Origin of the sequence: Deferrisoma camini S3R1 (assembly GCF_000526155.1) — a bacterium.
GTDB lineage: Bacteria > Desulfobacterota > Deferrisomatia > Deferrisomatales > Deferrisomataceae > Deferrisoma > Deferrisoma camini.
Window position 1 is genome coordinate 1,709,836 of the sequence record NZ_JAFN01000001.1, and the last position, 18,300, is coordinate 1,728,135.

Consider the following 18,300-nt stretch of genomic DNA (forward strand, 5'->3'; position numbering starts at 1 on the left):
ACTCCCCCCCGGCGGCGGGTTCAAGGGGGTCTACCCTTCTTCGTCGTCCTCGGGCGCCGCGTCCGTGGCCCGGCCGTGAACCAAAACGCCCCTCAGCTCCCAGCGCTTCCAGATGTCGTACACGGCCGGGATGATCACCAGGGTCAGGATCGTCGAGGAGATCAGCCCGCCCACCATGGGCGCCGCGATCCGCTTCATCACCTGGGAGCCGGTCTCGTGGCCCCACATCACGGGCAGGAGCCCGATCAAGGTGGTGGCCACGGTCATCAGCTTGGGCCGCACGCGCTCCACCGCGCCCTCGATGATCGAGGCGTGCAGGTCCCCGGTGGTCTTCATCAGGGCGTGGGTTCGGCGTCGGTGGAACGTCTCGTCCAGGTACACCAGCATCACCACCCCGGTCTCCGCCGCCAGCCCGGCCAGGGCGATGAACCCCACGGTCACGGCCACCGAGAGGTTGTACCCCAGCAAGAACAGGAGCCACACCCCGCCCACCAGGGCGAAGGGAAGGCTCGCCATCACGATGGTGGCCTCGGCGATGCTGTGGAAGTGGAGGTACAGCAGCAGGAAGATCACGACCAGGGTGATCGGCACGATCACGTTCAGGGTCTTGCGGGCCTTCTGCATGTACTCGTACTGACCGGACCACACGATGGAGTACCCAGCCGGGAACTTCACCTCCCGCTCCACCACCTCCTTGGCCTTCTCCACGTAGGACCCCACGTCCACCCCCTTCAGGTCCACGTAGATCCACGCGGTCTGGCGGGCGTTCTCGCTCTTGATGCTCGGCGGGCCCTTCACGATCGACAGCTTCGTCAGCTGCCCCAGGGGCACCTGGGCGCCGGTGGGCGTGGGCACCAGCACCCGCTGGAGCTTGTCCAGGTCGTCCCGGAGCTCCCGGCTGTAGCGCAGGTTCACCGGGTAGCGCTCGAGCCCCTCGACCGTGTAGGTCACGTTCATGCCGCCGATGGCGGTCATGATCACGTCCTGCACGTCCTGCACGGTCAGGCCGTACCGGGCGATCTCCTTGCGATCGATCTCGAAGTCCACGTAGTTGCCGCCGGTGACCCGCTCGGAGTAGGCCGATAGGGTGCCCGGGATGTCCCGCACCACGGCCTCGATCTTGGCACCCAGGTCCGAGAGCACCTGCAGATCCGGCCCCATCAGCTTGATGCCCACCGGGGTCTTGATGCCGGTCGACAGCATGTCGATCCGGGTCTTGATGGGCATGGTCCAGGCGTTGGTGAGCCCCGGGAACTGGATGGCCCGGTCCAGGTCCTCCACCAGCTCGTCGATGGTGATGTAGCGCTCCTCGGGCCAGATCTTGGCCAGGGGCTTCCGGATCCAGTCGGGCCAGTCCGAGAAGAACCGCTCCACCTTCTTCTTGCGCCACTCGTGGAGCACCTTGCCCCGCTTCACCTCGGGCCAGATCCAGGTCAGGGGCTTCTTGAGCCACCCCGGCCAGTCCGAGAAGAACCGCTTCACCCGGATCTCCTCGTACTCCACCTGGGGCCGCAACATGATGGTGGTCTCGATCATCGACAGGGGCGCCGGGTCGGTGGCCGTCTCGGCCCGGCCGATCTTGCCCAGGGTGTGGTGCACCTCGGGAAAGCTCTGGATGATCTTGTCGGTCTGCTGGAGGACCTCCTTGGCCTTGGTGATGGAGATCCCCGGCAGCGTGGTGGGCATGTACAGGAGGTCGCCCTCGTTCAGGGGCGGCATGAACTCGCTGCCCAGCCGCGACAGGGGGTACCAGGTGACCACCACCGCCACCAGGGCCACCAGCACGGTGGTCTTACGCCACTTGAGCACCGTTCGGATGAACGGCAGGTACAGGCGGATGAAGAACCGGCTGATGGGGTTCTTCGCCTCGGGGATCATCCGCTGGGGCACCAGGCACACCGCCGCAAACGCCGACACCCCCAGGGCCGCCACCAGGCTCCAGTCCGGGAGCGCGAGCCCCGCCACTCCCCCGGCCACCACCAGGGCCGGGGGCCCCGCCACCGCCCCCACCCAGGTCCAGAACCGGCGTCGGCGCGACGTTTCGGGCGAGAACGTCTCCTCGCGCACGAAGAAGGTCATGAGCACCGGGATGATGGTGATGGCCAAGATGGACGAGGCCGCCATGGCGAAGGTCTTGGTGTAGGCCAGGGGTTTGAACAGCCGGCCCGACTGCTCCTGCAGGGCGAACACCGGCAGGAAGCTCACCGTGATGATCAAGAGGCTGTAGAACAGCGCCGGGCCCACCTCCTTCGAGGCCTCCACGATGATCTCGATGTGGGGCCGTTTGCCCCGGTCGTGCTCCAGGTGCTTGTGGGCGTTCTCCACCAGCACCACCGAGGCGTCCACCATCACCCCGATGGCGATGGCGATTCCCCCCAGGCTCATGATGTTGGCGTTGATCCCCAGGGCGTACATCACCAGGAACGACATCAGGATGCCCACCGGCAGGGTGAAGATCGCCACGAACGCGGACCGGAAGTGCAGGAGGAAGATGACGCAGATGATCGCCACCACCGTCATCTCCTCGATGAGCTTCCCTTTCAGGGTGTCCACCGCCCGCAGGATCAGGGCCGACCGGTCGTAGCCCGTCTCGATCACCACGCCCTCGGGCAGGCCCTTCTCCAGGTCCTTGAGTTTCTCCTTCACCCGGCGGATCACCTCGAGGGCGTTCTCGCCGAACCGCATCACCACCACCCCGCCCACGGCCTCGCCCTCGCCGTTCCACTCGAGGATACCGCGCCTGAGCTCGGGCCCCAGGTGCACGTCGGCCACCTGCCGCAGGAGCACCGGCGTGCCGAACTTGTCCACCCCGATGGCGATGTTCTCGATGTCCTCGATGCTTCGCAGGTACCCCTTGCCCCGCACCATGAACTCGGTCTCGCCCATCTCGATGAGCTTGCCGCCCACGTCGTTGTTGGACCGCTGGATGGCGCGGCGCACCTTCTGGATGGGGATGCCGTAGGCCAGCAGCTTGTTGGGGTCCACCTCGACCTGGTACTGCTTCACGAACCCGCCCACGCTCGCGACCTCCGACACACCGGGCACGGCCGTCAGCTCGTAGCGCAGGTACCAGTCCTGGAGGGACCGCAGCTCCGAGAGGTCGTGGGTGCCGGTGGTGTCCTTAAGGACGTACTCGTAGATCCACCCCACGCCGGTGCCGTCGGGGCCCAGGCTCGGGGTCACCCCCTGGGGCAGCCGGCCGGCCACGAAGTTCAGGTACTCGAGCACCCGGCTCCGGGCCCAGTACAGGTCGGTGCCGTCCTCGAAGATGATGTAGACGAAGGAGAACCCGAAGAACGAGTATCCGCGCACCACCTTGGCGTAGGGTACGGCCAGCATGGCCGTGGTCAGCGGATAGGTGACCTGGTCCTCCACCACCTGGGGGGCCTGGCCAGGGTACTCGGTGTAGATGATCACCTGCACGTCCGACAGGTCCGGAATCGCGTCCAGGGGGGTGTTGGTCATGGCCAGCACCCCGCCCAGGATCACGAACACCGTGGCCAGGATCACCATGAACTTGTTGTTGATCGACCATTCGATGATCTTTTCAATCATGTCGGCCTTCCGCTGGAAAGCTAGGAGGCTAGGAGGCTAGGACGCTGGAAGGCGGAAACCCGTCGTGTTCTCGCGCCATCGTTTACCTCCACCCGTCAGAACGGCCTCCGGGTCAGGTACAGAGCTCAAATCCGGACTTTCCGAACCCCTGGGTGCCGACTTCTGGGCCCGACAGCGGAGGCCGGGCCGCTCCGGCCGCCCCGTGGTCACATGTCCTCGAAAAAGTCGTCCTTCTTCTTGCCCGCGTCGCCACCGTCCATGTCGTCGAAGAAGTCGTCGGACGACTTGGCCGGCTTCTCGGCCTTGGGCTTGCCCATCTTGGCCTCGAGCATCTTCTGCACGGCCTCCTTGAGCTTGGACTCGGAGTCCAGGAGGAACTGGCCCGACGTGACCACGTACTCGCCCTCGGCCACTCCCGAGAGGATCTGCACCTTCCCGCCGTCCACCTCGAGCCCCAGGGTCACCTCGCGGGGCGTAAACTTGCCGTCGCCGCGGGTCACGAACACCACGTTGCGCTCGCCGGACCGGAGCACCGCCTCGGAGGGGATCAGCAGGCCCTGGCCGGGCAGGGTGGTGCGCAGCTCCACGTCGGCGTACATGTCGGGCTTGAGCTCCAGGTCGGGGTTGTCGAACTCCAGCCGGATCACCACGTCCCGGGTCTGCCGCTGGAGGTAGGGGTACACGTAGGTCACCTTGCCCACGTACACCCTGCCCGGCTGGTAGGGCAGGGTCATCCGGGCCTCCTGCCCGACCTTCACCCAGGGCAGCTCGTACTCGTAGATGTGGGCCTCCACCCAGACCTTCGACAGGTCGGCGATCTGGTACACGGGCTGGCCGGCCTTCACGAACACCCCCTCCACCGCCTTCTTGTGGGTCACCACCCCGGTGAACGGAGACCGGATCAGGAGGGTCCGGCGGACCTTGCCGTACTTCTCGATGGCCCGGATCTGGTCGGGGGGGATGTCCATGTACTCCAGCCGGCGGCGGGCCGACGCCAGGAGATCCGATCCGCCCTCGGTCTCGCTCAGGCTCCGGTAGGCGGTGAGGTACTCCTCCTGGGCCGAGACCAGGTCCGGGGAGTAGATCTCGAACAACGGATCGCCCTTCTTCACCAACTGGCCGGTGAAGTCCACGTAGAGCTTCTCGATCCAGCCCCCGAACTTGGGGCTCACCGTGGCGGTGCGGGTCTCGTCGTAGGTCACGTGGCCGTAGGTGCGGATGGTGCGGACCAGGGGGCCCTTCTCCACCGGCGCCGTCCGGATGCCCATGTTCTGCTGGATCACCGGGTCGATCCGGACCTCCACCCCGCCGACCACCTCATCCTCGTACACCGGCACCAGGTCCATGCCCATCTTGCTCTTGCCGGGGTGGTCGTAGATCTCCGTGGGGTTCATGGGGGCCCGCCAGTACAGGATCTTGCGCTCCTTCTTTCCCGACGCGGCGGCCTTGGCCTCGGATGCCTCGTCGCGCTTGGGCACCAGTTCCATGCCGCAGATCGGGCAGGTCCCCGGCTCCTCCGAGATGATCCAGGGGTGCATGCCGCAGGTGTAGAGGGTTTTCTCGCCCTTCTGTCCCCCGGCCTCACCCACCGGCTGGGGAGCCGTGGCCACGCCGGTTCCTGGGGCGGAGAGCCATCCGAAGAAGTAGGCGGCTCCCCCGGCCACGCCCAGGGTCACCACCGCCGTGATCAGCACCACCCGCAGGGGGGATCGGGTTTTCGGATTCTCAGTGTTGGTCGCCATGAAAGGAACTCCTAAGCCGTTGGTCGTTGATCGTCGGTCGTCAGCCGTCGGGGGAACAGGGGGGCGGTCCTCCTACCGGCTCGTGCCCCCTTGGTCCATCCCCAAAGCCTCGGCCAGCTCGGCCCAGGCCACGCCCAGGTCGGCGCGTTTTCGCGCCTCGGTCAGGTTCGCCCCCAGCCACCCCATGTACGAGCCGATCACGTCGGCGAACATGACCTCACCGGCCTCGTACCCCCGGGTGGCCACGTCCAGGGCCGCCCGGGACAGCCCCACCACCTTGCTGGCGTACAGGTCCTCTTCGCGGGCCGCGCGGTCCAGCCGGAACCAGGCGTCGTGGACCCCGAAGCGGGTGGCGGCCTCTTCCTTGCGCAGCCGCTGCCGCAGGGCCTCGAGCTTTTGGCGGGTCTCCCGCACGTAGGCGTCCCCGCGGCCGTACCACGGCATCTTGGGCAGCCCCGCCCCCACCGAAGCCGTGGTCACCGTGGCGAACGGCTCCTTCACGCGGGCCGTGCCCACCTGGTTCACCGCCTCGTCCTGGTACAGGGAAAGGTTCAGGGTGTAATCGGGGTAGATCCGCGTCTCGGCCAACTCGATCATCCGCTCCATCTTGCCCACCTGCGCCCGGAGCATCCGCAGCTCCTGGCGCCGGTCCAGGGCGACCTCGTACAGGGGGCCGAGTTCCGGCACGTTTCGCACGGGCTCGATCTTGGCCGGCCGTCCCACCGTCACCTCGGGGGGCAGGTCCAGGATCTCGCGGATCTTCGACTCCACGGTGTGGCGCTGCTCGGCCAGGGTCTGCACGTCCTCGGTCACGGTCTCGCGCCGGATCCGAACCTGGATCACGTCCTGGAAGTTGGTCTTCCCGGCCTCGTACCGGGCCTTGGCCACGGACTCGAGCCGTTCGAGCAGTTCGAGCATCTCAGTGGTGATCCGCTCGGCCTCGGTCACGAACTCCAGGTTCCAATAGGCCTTGCGGATGTTGGTGATCGCGGTGCGCCGGGCGATCTCGAGCCCCTCGGCGGCCGCCCTCACCTCCTGGGTGACGATCTCGCCCTTCAGGGCCAGCAGGCCGGGGAACGGGAACCGCATCTGCACCGGCTCCCGGCCCTTCATGGGCCCCACCCCGTTCATCAGCCCCTCGGTGAAGGCCGTGTACTGGCGTAGGATCTCGTCGAGGTTCCACGCCTGGGTGTAGCGCTCCAAGATCCCACGCAAGCGGTCCTGGGCGGCACGGATTCCCGGGTTGCGCAGCCAGGTGAGCACCTCGAGGTCCTGCAGGGTGACCCCGTCGGCGGCGAGTGCCCGGGCGGCGACCCCGGCGTCGTCGGCAGCGTCCCGGAGCCGGGCGAGAACTTCGTCCGGCGGGGAGTAGAACCCTTCCGACGGCGCTGCCTGCTCCAGGGCCTTGGTCCATCGCTGCCGGGCCTGCGCAAGCACCTCCTTCTGGCGCTCGAACTCTTCGCTCCCGGCGGGTTTCGCCTTTGCCGGAACGGCCGGAGCGGCAGCGGTCTGGGTTCGGTACAGCCCCTCGGGCTGGTAGGACTCCCACTGGTCGCTCAGCTCCCCGTACCCGGCCCAGGCCGGCGCCCCGGCGAACACGGCGACGCCCAACGCCCAGAGCGCCGGCATCCGGCGGATCCAATTCCGTAACCGTCTCATTGCTTCCCCTCCTCGGCGCTTGCTTCCCGCCGGGTCAGGCTCGTGGCCGTCAGCCGTTCCAGCCGGGCCAGGAACTTCCCGTAGTCGGCCTCGGCCCGGGCCAGGGAGAGCTGGAAGTTGTAGTACACCGACTGAGTCTCCACGAAGTCGCTGAAGCTCCCCTCCCCCTCCTGGAACCACGTCTCGGCCACATCCAGGGACTGGGCAGCCTGGGGCAGGAGCTCGTCCCGGTAGAGCGTAACCAACCGCTCCGCATTCTTGAGACGGAAGTACACGCTTCGGATGGCCGCGTCGGTGTCGTTGATCCGCGCGACCTTCAGGGCCCGGGCCCGCTCGATCTCCGCGCGGGCGGCCGCGGTCCGGCCCGCGTTCTTCCCGAGCCACAGGGGAATCGTCATGCCGAACTGAACGCCCAGGGCGTCACGGCCGGCATCGTCGGGCTCGTTGGCCACGTCCGGCTCCCCGACGCCCGCGTAGAACAGCCCCACCTTGAAGTCCGGCCGGTTCTCGTACCGGGCTAGGTCCAGCTTGGCCCTCGCCTTCGCCACCCGGGCCTCGGCGATCCGGATCTCCTCCTGCCGCTTGGCCGCCAGCTCGTGGATCTCATCGAGGCTGTAGGCCAGGGGCTGGAACGGGATCTCCGGCAGAGGCCCCAGCTCGGCGCCCGGAGCGCGGTTGAGCAGCGCGTTCAACCGGGCCCGCTCCGTGGCCTCGAGCTCCTCGAGCAGGAGGGCGTCGTACTCCAGCTGGGCCCGCTGGGACTGGGCCTTGGCCACGTCCACGAACGTGGCCCGGTCGCCGGCGTGGGCGGTCTCGGCCACCTTGCGCATGTGGTCCAGCAGCTCCCGGTTCGCCGCCACCACCTGCTTGGCGCGCCGGATGTAGAGCAGCTCGTGGACCGACTCGCGAAGCGCCACGATCACGTCCCTCACCGTCTTGTCGAGCTCCAGACGGGCGATGCGCGCATCCGCCTCCACCACCTCCCCGGCCTTCGAGAGCTTGCCGGGAAACGGAATCATCTGACTCAGCACCGCGTTCCAGTCCTGCGGCCCCAACCTCGTCTCGATCGGCTCGGGGAAGTAGGTCACCATGACCTGGGGATCGGGGTACGCCGTGGAGACCCGGTAACGCTCCACCACGGACTTCCATTTCTGACGGGCCGCCGCAATCTTGGGGTTGGTCTGGTACGCGTAGGTCACCAGATCCGCCACCGAGGGGCCGCTCCGGAGCCGGGCCTCCAAAGCGGCCGGGGCCTCGGCAGCCCGGACCGGCGCCACCGCAACGGCGACCGCCAGCGCGCCCATCATCCATCCAACGGTTCGTTTCATCCCATTCTCTCCGGTCTTCGAAGAAACCCAGCGGACGGCAGCCGTTATACCCGGGGCCCAGAAATTCGCAAACCGAACTCGCGTCGCCGTCCCGGGTCGGCGGCCCAAGGAGCAACCCATGTGCCAGCCACCATTCCACCGTTATTCTCACCTGTTAGCACGATGGGTTTCCTCTCGAGAACGGCGGCATGAAGACTATTCTCCAACCGCCTGTGGACTATTGAGCACCCTGGCAGCAACTCCCCCCACACCCGCCGTCACCGGCCTGGCCCCGCTGCCCCAGCGGCACGGAGGGGCCGGAGGCCAGGTACCGGGCCGGGTACCCGATGCGGGTCACGGCATCGGCCAGCCGCTTCGCATCGACCACCGCGGGCTCGTACTCCACCACCACACGGCCCGCCCGCAGATCCACGCCGACCGCCCGGACCCCGGGCTGGGCCTGCAGGGCTTTGACCACCTGACCTTCACAACTGCCGCAGGAAAGGCCCTCCACCGCGAACAGAACCCGGTCGGTGGCCGCGGCGGCCGGGGCCTCGTCCGGAAAACCGGCGAACGCCAGCCACACGACCAACACCGCCCCTCCAGCCAGCACCCCCGCCCACCATTTCCACGGATATTTCATCGTCACGTCTCCTCGACTCTTGATGTCTTGCCAGTAGCTTCTGCCGGGACGCCAGGAGGCTAGGAGCCTGAGAGCCTCTTTCACCTCCTAACGTTTCAAGTATCTCTCTGCGTCGCAGCATCACGGTCCGGGGGCATGGGGTCTGCTGGAGAGCCGCGTGCGGCTCCTTCGCTCGCCGCGCAGCGCCTCCAACGCTCGCACCGTGAATTCGTTCGGGCCCCGCCGGACTGCCATGAAGCCACCGCCGGTGCCCCGTGCCTGCGCGGCGAATCTCAATGCCCGGCTTCACGCACGGCCGGAAACAGGCCCCCTGCCCCGCGGGACGGCGTCCGGTTGCGCCGCAGGTTGTAGGGGCCCCCCAGGGGCCTGACGATGCTTCCCACTCACTTCGGGCCATCCGGCAGCTAGGCGGCCGGAACAGGCGCAAGGTCTGCACCCCGAAAACCGGCCGCCTCGTGGCCTACCGAGGCGGACATCTAGCCCCCCAGCGCCGTCTCCCGCACGATCCGGTCCTCCTCCACCACGCGGCCGTCCACCACCCGAAGGATCCGCCGGGCGTACGCGGCGCAGTCCGGGCTGTGGGTCACCATGACCACGGTGGTGCCCTCCTGGTTGAGCCGGGTGAGAAGCCCCATGATCTCCTGGCTCGTCTTGGTGTCCAGGTTTCCGGTGGGCTCGTCCGCCAACAGGATCGGGGGATCGTTCACGATGGCCCGGGCGATGGCCACCCGTTCCTGCTCCCCGCCCGAGACCTGGCTGGGAAGCCGGTCGGCCTTGCCGCCCAGTCCCACCCGGTCTAGGGCCTCGATGGCCATGCGCCGCTTCTCGTTCCTGGCGGCCTTCACCGTGGCGAGCGGCAACATCACGTTCTCGGCCAACGTGAGGTACGGCACCAGGTGGAAGCTCTGGAATACGAACCCCAGGAACTCCCGCCGGAAGTCGGCTTGCCGCTCGCTGTCGAGCCCGTACACGTCGATGTCGTCCACCAGGTAGCGGCCTTCGGTCGGCGTATTTAGCGCCCCCAGGATCGACAGCAGGGTGGACTTGCCCGATCCGGACTCGCCCATCACCGCCACGAACTCGCCCTGCTCCACCGAAAACGTCATTCCTCGAACGGCCAGCACGGCCGCATCGCCGCTGCCGTACCGTTTGGTCAGGTTCTCCGCGATCAAATAGGACATGGGTGAGACTCCGTTGGTCTTCGGTTTGGGGCCTTCGGCCCGCTGGAAGGAGGGGCCCCCAGCCCCACCCCCTGGGAAAACCACGAGATTTCGGAAACGCTACATTCGTCACAGGGCCCGGAGGGCCTCGTTGGGGTCCATTCGGGCGGCCAAGAGCGCGGGGTAGAAGCTGGCGGCCAGCCCCACGACCAGGGCGGTGGCCACGGCACCCGCGGCCACCACAGGGTCAATGGGCACGGCCACCCCCTGGCTCTCGGTGAAGAACGGCACGAGCAGCCGCGAGCCCCCCAGCCCCGTCAGGTACCCCAGCACCCCTGCCAGAACCGAAACCACGGCGGCCTCCAACAGCACGATGCGCATCACATGGCTCTTTCGAAATCCGATGGCGCGGAAGATGCCGATCTCGGTGGTGCGCTCCCGAACGCTCCCCATCATGGTCACGAGCACCACCAGAGCGCCCACTCCCACCACCACGGCCGACACCCCCAACGAGAACCGCTTCAGATGGCCCAAGGCCTCCATGCGGCCCCGCACCACCTGTTGGATCGCCATGACCTTGGCGCCGGGCAGCACGTCGCCGATCTGCCTGACCATCGCCTCGATGGGGCAGTCCTTGCATAGGGCCGCCACCTCCACCATGGACACCCGCCCGGGTTTTCCGAGAACGGCCTGGGCCGTGGCCAGGCGCGCGAACACCAGCTGATCGTCCTGGCTGCCCGTGGGCTCCAGCACCCCGGTCACCTGGAGCCGCCGGCTCGGCAAGGCCAGCGCATCCCCCACCGAGAGCCCGAGCACCCGGGCAGCCTCGGCTCCCAGCACGACCCCGTCCGGTCCGGGCAGATCACCCCGCACCCGCCACCACGGCTTCAGGATGCGCACCGCGCCGAAGTCCACCCCCGCGAGCAGCGCCCTTCGGCCCCCGGTGTCGACCGCGCCCAGCACCACCGGCCCGACGGCGGCCACGTTGCCCGCGTTCTTGATGGTCTGGATGCGTGCGAGATCGGCCTGGCGGATCTCCTCCATCTCGAACGACACCCCTCCGAGTTGAAGCCCCCCGTAGGTGAGGGAAAGGTTCTCGGTCTTGGGGACGATGAGGATGTTCGCCCCGAACTTCTCGAGTTTGCGGTTGACGTCGGCGGTCATGGCCTGGACCAGGGTGAGCAGACCGACGGCGGTGGACACCCCCACCAGGAGTCCGGCCAGCACGAACGCCGCCTTGGCCCTGCGCCGCCTCAGGTTCAACAGCGCGATGTCCTTGAGCGTCATGGTCACCCTTCCTCCGGCAGGTCGAAGTACCGCCGGCCCTCCAGGATATCGGCCACCCGGATCACCACCTTGCCCTCGCGGATCTCCCGGGCCAAGGGAGCGGGGTTGCACCCCCCCTTCACCTCGTTGACCTTTACCGACGGGAAGCGCCGGCGGCAGTTGCGGCACACCATGTCGTCGCCCTGCTGCTGGTACCCCTTGCCGGCCGGCCAGCACGAGTCACACGCATCGAACGCCGCCCGGATCACCCCGTCGGAGCTCTTGAGCACGAAGTAGCGGATGGTGGTCCCGTCGCCGGTGCGGAAGCGGAAGAACCGGGCTTGGCCGTCGTCGAACTGGGCCGTGGGGAACGTGACCTCGCCGGCCTGGGCCGGGGTCGGAGCCGCCACCTCCACGGCCGGTCCGCCCCACAGCGCCCAGAAGGCGTATCCACCGCCCACCACCAGCGCGGCACAGGCAATCATCGCAAGCAGCGGCCCCTTCGATCTCTTTTTCGTTTGCTCCCCGAGCACCGCCGCCTTCTTGGCGGCGAGTTTGTCCTTGGAACGGTTGGTCTTCTGGCTCATGTTTCCGTCTCTCCTCAAGATTGAACCGGTTCGCGGCATCTCCGTGGCCGAACGAGACCACGCCGGGGCGGGCGCTCCCCGCCACGTTGACGCGGCGCGCAACTTCCCCCGTAGCCCGCCGGCGGCAAGGCAAACCATGCCTCCGGCGTCAGGGCGCACTCCGGCGTTCCCCCCCGGGGGCGCGGCTCAACACAGGAAGGAGACGTTTCGAAGGTACAGGTCGGCGGGGGGAGAGGCGCCCGAAGGGTGGATCCGCTCGGGCCCGAGGGGCCCGGCAGGGGGAACGGGCGCCAGCGGGAGGGGGGCGATCCCAACCACATGGACCGAGGGGAAGAACGACGCGGCCCCCACGGCCGCATCGGGAACGCGGCCCCCGAGGTCCTCGTGGAAGTCGCAGGGAATCGGGGCATGGCCGCAGCAGCAAGCCGGGGACGGTTGCCGCTCGGGGCCGTGCCCCGACGGCATGGAGGCGCAGCACGATGCACCGCACGCGGCAGCCCCTGGGGACGCGAACCCCAGGAGCACCATCGCCACCACCAGCCGTGTTGCGACCCAACGCTGTACCGATGTCATCCTCGCCTCGGGCGATCGTTCTCGCTATTGATCCGGCGGATAAACAGGCGCTATCGATCCCTGATCAGGGGGGCAAGGGACCTGCCGGAGAGCCGGGCGCGGCCCCTTAGCTCGCCGCGCAGCGCCTCTATCCCCTAGCGTTTCAAGCAGGTCTGCGTTACGGCGTCACGGTCCGGGCGCATGGGGCGCCCCTGGTGGAGTACCGCGCTCGGCCTGCCGAGGCTGTTCGCCCCCTCGGCGGCGCCGGCGCCGGAACCCGCTCCCCGCCCGATCCCCTGAAGAGCCTTGCATCACCCCGCCTTTCGCCGCGGGACCCCGAACTTCTCCATGCGGTACAGCAGGATGTGCCGTGGAATCCGGAGCAGGCGGGCGGCCCGGCTCTGGTTCCACCCGGTCCGGCGCAGGGCCTCCTCGATCACGGCCCGCTCCACCTCCTCGAGGGAGATGCCCTCCGGGGGGAGGGTGAACGAGAACCCCCCCGCCTGCCCCGGGTCCTGGTCTGGAGCCCGGATCTTCTCCGGCAGGTCCTCCAGCTCGATCGTGTCCGAGTCCCGGAGCACCAGCAGCCGCTCAATGGTGTTCTCGAGCTCCCGCACGTTCCCCTTCCAGGGGTAGCGCTGCAGGGCCTCCAACGCCTCGGGCGTGACCCGGATCGTCTTGCCCGGGGCGAGCTTCTTCAGGAAGTGGGCGACCAGCAACGGCACGTCCTCGGGCCGCTCCCGAAGCGACGGCATGTGGATCGGCACCACCGCCAGCCGGTAGTACAGGTCCTCCCGGAACCGGCCCTCCTCGATCTCCGCCTCCAGGTCCCGGTTCGTGGCGGCCACCACCCGGGCGTCCACCCGGATCACCTCGTTCGACCCCACCGGCGTAATCTCCCGTTCCTGGAGGGCGCGCAGGATCTTTGGCTGGAGGTCCAAGGGCATCTCGCCGATCTCGTCGAGAAAGATCGTGCCGCCAGCGGCCTCCTCGAACCGGCCCTTCTTGTCGCGGATGGCGCCGGTGAACGCCCCCTTGCGGTGGCCGAACAGCTCGCTCTCCAGCAGTTCCCTGGGAATGGCCGCGCAGTTCACCGCCACGAACGGCCGGTCGGCCCGCCGGCTCTGGCGGTGAATGGCCCGGGCCACCAGCTCCTTGCCCGTCCCGCTCTCCCCGGTGATCAACACCGAGGCGTCCGAGTCGGCCACCTTCTCGATGAGCCGGTACACGGCCTGCATCGCGGGCGAGTCCCCCACGATCCGATCCACCCCCTCGGAGCGTCGCACCTCCTGCCGGAGGCGGACGTTCTCCGCCTCGAGGTTCCGGATCCGAAGCGCCTTTCGGACCGCCAGTTTGAGCTCGTCGCGGTTGAACGGTTTGGTGATGTACTCGGCCGCGCCCGCCTTCATGGCCTCCACGGCCATCTCGATGGTGCCGAAGGCCGTGATCACGATGACCTGGGTCTCGGGAGACTCGGCCTTGATCCGCCGCAGCAGGTCCATGCCGTCCATGCCGGGCATCTTGATGTCGGTGACCACCAGGTCGAACGAGGCCTTCTCCAGGCGCTCCAGCGCCTCCTCACCGCTGGCCGCCGTGGCCACGGCATACCCTTCCTGGGCCAGGTTGTACTCCAGAATCCGTCTGAGGCTCGCATCGTCGTCCACCACCAGAACCCTAGCCATCCGCTTCCTCCAGCGCCGGAAGGGTCAACACGAATCGGGCCCCCCCCTCGGGGCGGTTCTCCGCCACCAGGGTCCCTCCGTGGGCCTCGGCGATCTTGCGGCTGATCGCCAGCCCCAGCCCCGTGCCCTCCTCCTTGGTCGTGAAGAACGGCTCGAACACCCGCTGCTCCTCGCCCCGGGGCAGCCCCGGGCCCTCGTCCTCCACGCACAGGTGGGCCACCCGTCCCGCCACCTGCCGGAACTCGGGCCCGAGGACCCGCCCGTCGCAGCTGCCGACCCGCACGATGACTCTCCGGCCCGGGGGAGTGGCCTGGACCGCGTTCAACACCAGGTTGAGAAGCACCTGCTTGAGCTGCGCCGGCCGCCCCCCCACCCGGACCGGCTCATCGGCCTCGAGCGACACCGTCACCCCCGCCTTGCGGGCCGGGGTGGACAGAAACCCCACCACCTGCCGTGCGACCTGGGCCAGATCCACCGCCTCCCCCTCTTCGGTGCTGCCGGGCCGGGCGTACCCCAGAAACTCCTCCACCACCTGGTTGAGGCGATCGGTTTCCTTCAGAAGGATCTCCAGGAACTCCGCCTTGGGGTGCCCGCTGGGGAACTCGTCGCGCAGGATCTCGGCCGTGCCCTTGATCGCACCCAGGGGGTTTCGGATCTCGTGGGTCACCGCGGCCGCGAGCTGGCCGATGGCCGAGAGCCGATCGGCCCGCCGGAGCTGCTCCTCCACCTGGAGCAGGGTGTCGGCCTGACGCCGCAGCTCCTCGTAGGACCTCTCCAGACGCTCGTTGGCCATCTGGAGCCGGCGCCGGTAGGCCCGGTCGCGGTCGGCGAAGAAACCCACCAGCCCCGAGAACACGAAGTACAGCCCCACCTCCATGACCCGGTTCCACAGCTCCCGGCCCATGTCGTTCCAGTAGATGATGATGTGGGGCACGTAGATCGCCGCCACCACCCCGGATACGGCGAGCCCGCCGCGCAGACCGAACCACACGGCGGCCAGCCCCACGGGGATGTAATAGAGGCGGCGGTACACGTCGTGGAGCAGCGGGCGGGCCGTGGTGGTGCCGTAGTGAAGGAGCGACACGCCGAACACGAGCACGGCTACCGCGCCCACCTTGATCCAGAAGTCCTTCCTCGGGTCGTTCACCAGCATGGCGTGATCCCTCCGGCTCGGTCGGCCGGAGTCGGAAGCAAGGGTCGTACCGCCGCCTGAATCGGGCGGATTTCCGCGGTTCTCTCAGAATCCCCCGGCCCGGAGGCTACCACCGGTCTCTGTGGGTGTCGAGTTTTCTGCAGTCCGCACAATATTCACCTAAACCAAACCTTTGTCAAAAAACCCCACAAAGCGGGCAGCGACAACACTATCTAATCATATCAGTGAGTTACGGATTTTTTCCTGCGCTGGCACGCCCTATGCTTTGCACTCAGGTCGAACACAACCCCATTCCCACCAAGGAGGTGGAACCATGAAACGCATCGCAGCCCTCACCGTCCTGTTGGCCCTGCTCGGCATCACCGGCGTGAGCCTGGCAGCCCCTGCCGCGTCGGCGTGCGGGTGCAGCTCGGCCCAGCAGACCACCACCAACCTGGAAGCCACAGACCTGGTGCGCTAGCGCACCGAAGGAGGTGATCCCATGAAGCGCGCAGCATTTCTCGCCCTGCTCCTCTCGACCCTGGCGGTGGGAACCGTGAGCCTGGCGGCTCCGGCTACCACAGCCTCCGGATGCTCCTGCCCCACGATGGAGCGCACCACCATGGAGGCGATCGACCTGGTCCGGTAATCCGCCTCCCTCCCCGCGCCCCGCCCTCCTCGCCCTTCCGGGCCCCCTGGACTTCCCAGGGGGCCCGGCGCCGTTTCGGGGAAAGGCCCGACGACCGCGTCCCGTTCGACTCGTTGCGCTGGCTTCCACCGACCGCTGTCGAGATAGCCGGGGCGCTTGACGAACCGAGGGGATGCGGTAATGAGACACCTGAGTCCCTGTACGCGGAGTACGCGAACGGTTCGGGAGCGCCCCCCGGCACCTGGGCTTGGGGCGTTCGACAACGGCTCAGAGCGACGGGTCGTGAAGGACTTCCGGCACGTTCGCCGAGGCGCGAGGGAAGGGAACGAGGGCCCGGCAACCACGCCGACCTCACCCGAGGGGCCGTGTCCCAGAGGCGTGAACCGACGGCGAGTGCTCCTCGTTCGGATCGGCACGCACAAAAAAGGGGGGAAGGGTGGACCAGACCCTTCCCCCCTCTACAGGAGGAATGGGAATCGGGTTGGGGCGATTCCCATGAAGGAAACGTTATGCATCAGGCGTGCCAAGGTCGCGGACCAACGGACGACACCCGCAAGGCCGGGGATCGAGGCACGATCTTCCTCCCTCTGTCGCACCACCCGCGCGGGAGACAGCTGACGAATATTCCACACACCTGTCGAATAATATACAAACTCAAACAGTGTTATTTTTTTGTTGACAGGTCAAGTTTGCCCTGGTATCGATGGCGCGACGTATCAGCGGCATACCCCCAAGACGGGCATTCCATCGGAAGAAAGGAGGTGATACGGCAAACCCGAGCACTGTCTGCATCCGACAGCCACCACGGGAGTCTCACAACAGAAGGAGGAATCCTCATGAAAAGAACCGTTTCCCAGATCGCGCTCGCCACGATCGCCGCGGTGGGGTTGGCCCTGCCGGCACAGGCGGCCATCCAGTTCTTCGGAACCGCCAAGATCAAGCCCACCTTCTACAACAACTTCGACTTCGACGACTCCAAGGGCGACGCCCCGGCCCTGAACGAGGGCGGGTGGGCCTCGGGCGAGCACATCCGCGCCGAGCTACGGCTCGGCTGGAAAGCCACGGGCGACAACTGGTCGGTGAAGATGATCGCCGAGTCCGACGTGATCATGAACAAGGACAACGGCGACCGGTCGTTCTACGCTGGAAAGAAGGACGACCCCAACAACACGGGAGCAACCAAGAACAACCAGCCCAACGCGGGCGGCGAGTTCGGGATCGAGCGGGCCGAGTTCCTCTACACCTTCGCCCCCGAGCTGCAACTGGAGACCGGCTGGGACATCCGGTTCCTCGACCTGAAGACCGGCGGCCTCCTGTACGGCGACGACCACCCGTTCATCGGGTTCCGCGGCAAGGTGGGCGACATGCTCTCGTACGAACTCCTGTACATGCCCATCCAGAACTCGGACCTGATCGGAACCCGGGACGACTGGCAGACCGGTGACTGGCGGGTGTACACGGCCAAGGTGAACGCCACGTTCGACACGGGAATGGGTAAGTTCACGGTGAGCCCCTTGTTCGCCTACAGCGACAACGAGGCTAAGAACGTGAACGTGGCCTACTACGGCGTGGAGGGGCTCGGCCAGATCGGGCCGGTGAAGCCCAGCTTCGAGGTGGTGGCCGCCAACGGCGAGTTCGAGGACGGCGGGCCGGACGTGCGCTCCTGGGCCGCGTTCGCCGGGCTCGAGGTGCCGGTGAGCAAGGCGTTTAGCCCCTACGTGGCGTTTCGGTACACCCGGGGTGACGACGACTCCAGCGACGACGACGTCGAAGGCTGGCTCGGCATCACCGACATCGGCCGGTTCACCCCGCTCATGGGCATGGACGGCAACATCCTGGGCGAGCACCTGGCCTCGGGCGCGAGCCCCTACGGCGCCTCCCTGTACGCCTATGCTCCGGAGCGGGCCGTGGGCGGCAACGGCTACGGTGGCATCGGCAACGGCGGCTCCGGCAACAACCCGGGCCAGCGGCTGATCGCGGTGGGCGCCAAGGGCGACCTGGGGCGGTTCGTGGCCAACCTCTCCTACAAAGCCCAGGCGTTCTTCATCTGGTACGACGAGACCGGCAACCTGACCAACGCGAAGGACCCGGGCGAGGACGTGGACGACTACGCCGGAACCACCTTCGACCTCCAGCTCAAGTACAAGTTCAACAAGAACTTCTCCATCGACAACATCTTCTCGGCCTTCGTGCCGGGCCAGGGCATCGAGGACCAGGTGGACGCCAACGACACCGCCTGGCTCAACATGCTGACGTTGGCGTGGGCCTACTAACCCACCCCGTTCCTTCCGCGTGGTTCTGACCCAACCCGCATCGGGGCCCCGGCAACGGGGCCCTTTTTTTCGACTTCCGGAGACCGTGGTACC

General features: G+C 67.5%; 13 protein-coding genes. 3 read left to right on the forward strand and 10 right to left on the reverse strand.

Translation table 11 applies throughout. The annotated features are described in order from the left end of the window. Positions 1 to 30: 30 nt before the first annotated feature. The 10 genes from DEFCA_RS0107555 to DEFCA_RS0107600 all read right to left on the reverse strand — a co-directional run bounded on the left by DEFCA_RS0107555 (position 31) and on the right by DEFCA_RS0107600 (position 15,306). Positions 31 to 3,555 (reverse strand): efflux RND transporter permease subunit, encoded by a 3,525-nt coding sequence (locus DEFCA_RS0107555; RefSeq protein ID WP_025322424.1) that lies wholly within the window; start codon positions 3,553 to 3,555, stop codon positions 31 to 33. Between the two features lie 206 nt (positions 3,556 to 3,761). Beyond that, on the reverse strand, positions 3,762 to 5,297 hold the full coding sequence (locus tag DEFCA_RS0107560) for an efflux RND transporter periplasmic adaptor subunit (protein ID WP_025322425.1): 1,536 nt from the start codon (positions 5,295 to 5,297) through the stop codon (positions 3,762 to 3,764). Between the two features lie 72 nt (positions 5,298 to 5,369). Next, on the reverse strand, positions 5,370 to 6,956 hold the full coding sequence (locus DEFCA_RS0107565) for a TolC family protein (RefSeq protein WP_169709494.1): 1,587 nt from the start codon (positions 6,954 to 6,956) through the stop codon (positions 5,370 to 5,372). After that, positions 6,953 to 8,284: a TolC family protein gene (locus tag DEFCA_RS0107570; RefSeq protein WP_035802882.1), complete on the reverse strand. Its 1,332-nt coding sequence runs from the start codon at positions 8,282 to 8,284 to the stop codon at positions 6,953 to 6,955. The genes DEFCA_RS0107565 and DEFCA_RS0107570 overlap by 4 nt, the downstream gene beginning before the upstream one ends. Before the next feature lie 217 nt (positions 8,285 to 8,501). Then, on the reverse strand, positions 8,502 to 8,906 hold the full coding sequence (locus tag DEFCA_RS0107575) for a heavy-metal-associated domain-containing protein (protein ID WP_025322428.1): 405 nt from the start codon (positions 8,904 to 8,906) through the stop codon (positions 8,502 to 8,504). Positions 8,907 to 9,382: 476 nt separating this feature from the next. Then, positions 9,383 to 10,087: an ABC transporter ATP-binding protein gene (locus tag DEFCA_RS0107580; RefSeq protein WP_025322429.1), complete on the reverse strand. Its 705-nt coding sequence runs from the start codon at positions 10,085 to 10,087 to the stop codon at positions 9,383 to 9,385. A gap of 108 nt (positions 10,088 to 10,195) precedes the next feature. Next, positions 10,196 to 11,353 carry an ABC transporter permease gene (locus DEFCA_RS0107585; RefSeq protein ID WP_025322430.1) on the reverse strand — a complete coding sequence of 386 codons (1,158 nt, stop codon included), beginning with the start codon at positions 11,351 to 11,353 and terminating at the stop codon, positions 10,196 to 10,198. Between the two features lie 2 nt (positions 11,354 to 11,355). After that, entirely contained in the window at positions 11,356 to 11,919 is a 564-nt protein-coding gene (locus tag DEFCA_RS20470; RefSeq protein WP_051463206.1) for a DUF2318 domain-containing protein, read from the reverse strand. Positions 11,920 to 12,782: 863 nt separating this feature from the next. Next, positions 12,783 to 14,153 (reverse strand): sigma-54-dependent transcriptional regulator, encoded by a 1,371-nt coding sequence (locus DEFCA_RS0107595; protein WP_025322432.1) that lies wholly within the window; start codon positions 14,151 to 14,153, stop codon positions 12,783 to 12,785. Continuing rightward, entirely contained in the window at positions 14,146 to 15,306 is a 1,161-nt protein-coding gene (locus DEFCA_RS0107600; protein ID WP_025322433.1) for a sensor histidine kinase, read from the reverse strand. The genes DEFCA_RS0107595 and DEFCA_RS0107600 overlap by 8 nt, the downstream gene beginning before the upstream one ends. Before the next feature lie 313 nt (positions 15,307 to 15,619). On the opposite strand from DEFCA_RS0107600, the gene DEFCA_RS22185 reads away from it, so the two are divergent. From DEFCA_RS22185 to DEFCA_RS0107615, 3 genes are all read left to right on the forward strand, one after another. After that, positions 15,620 to 15,766 carry a hypothetical protein gene (locus tag DEFCA_RS22185; RefSeq protein WP_169709495.1) on the forward strand — a complete coding sequence of 49 codons (147 nt, stop codon included), beginning with the start codon at positions 15,620 to 15,622 and terminating at the stop codon, positions 15,764 to 15,766. Positions 15,767 to 15,787: 21 nt separating this feature from the next. Continuing rightward, on the forward strand, positions 15,788 to 15,934 hold the full coding sequence (locus tag DEFCA_RS22190; RefSeq protein WP_169709496.1) for a hypothetical protein: 147 nt from the start codon (positions 15,788 to 15,790) through the stop codon (positions 15,932 to 15,934). Positions 15,935 to 16,770: 836 nt separating this feature from the next. Next, the gene (locus tag DEFCA_RS0107615; protein WP_025322434.1) at positions 16,771 to 18,207 is read left to right on the forward strand and encodes a hypothetical protein; all 1,437 of its coding nucleotides are present in this window, start codon (positions 16,771 to 16,773) and stop codon (positions 18,205 to 18,207) included. Positions 18,208 to 18,300 lie beyond the last annotated feature (93 nt).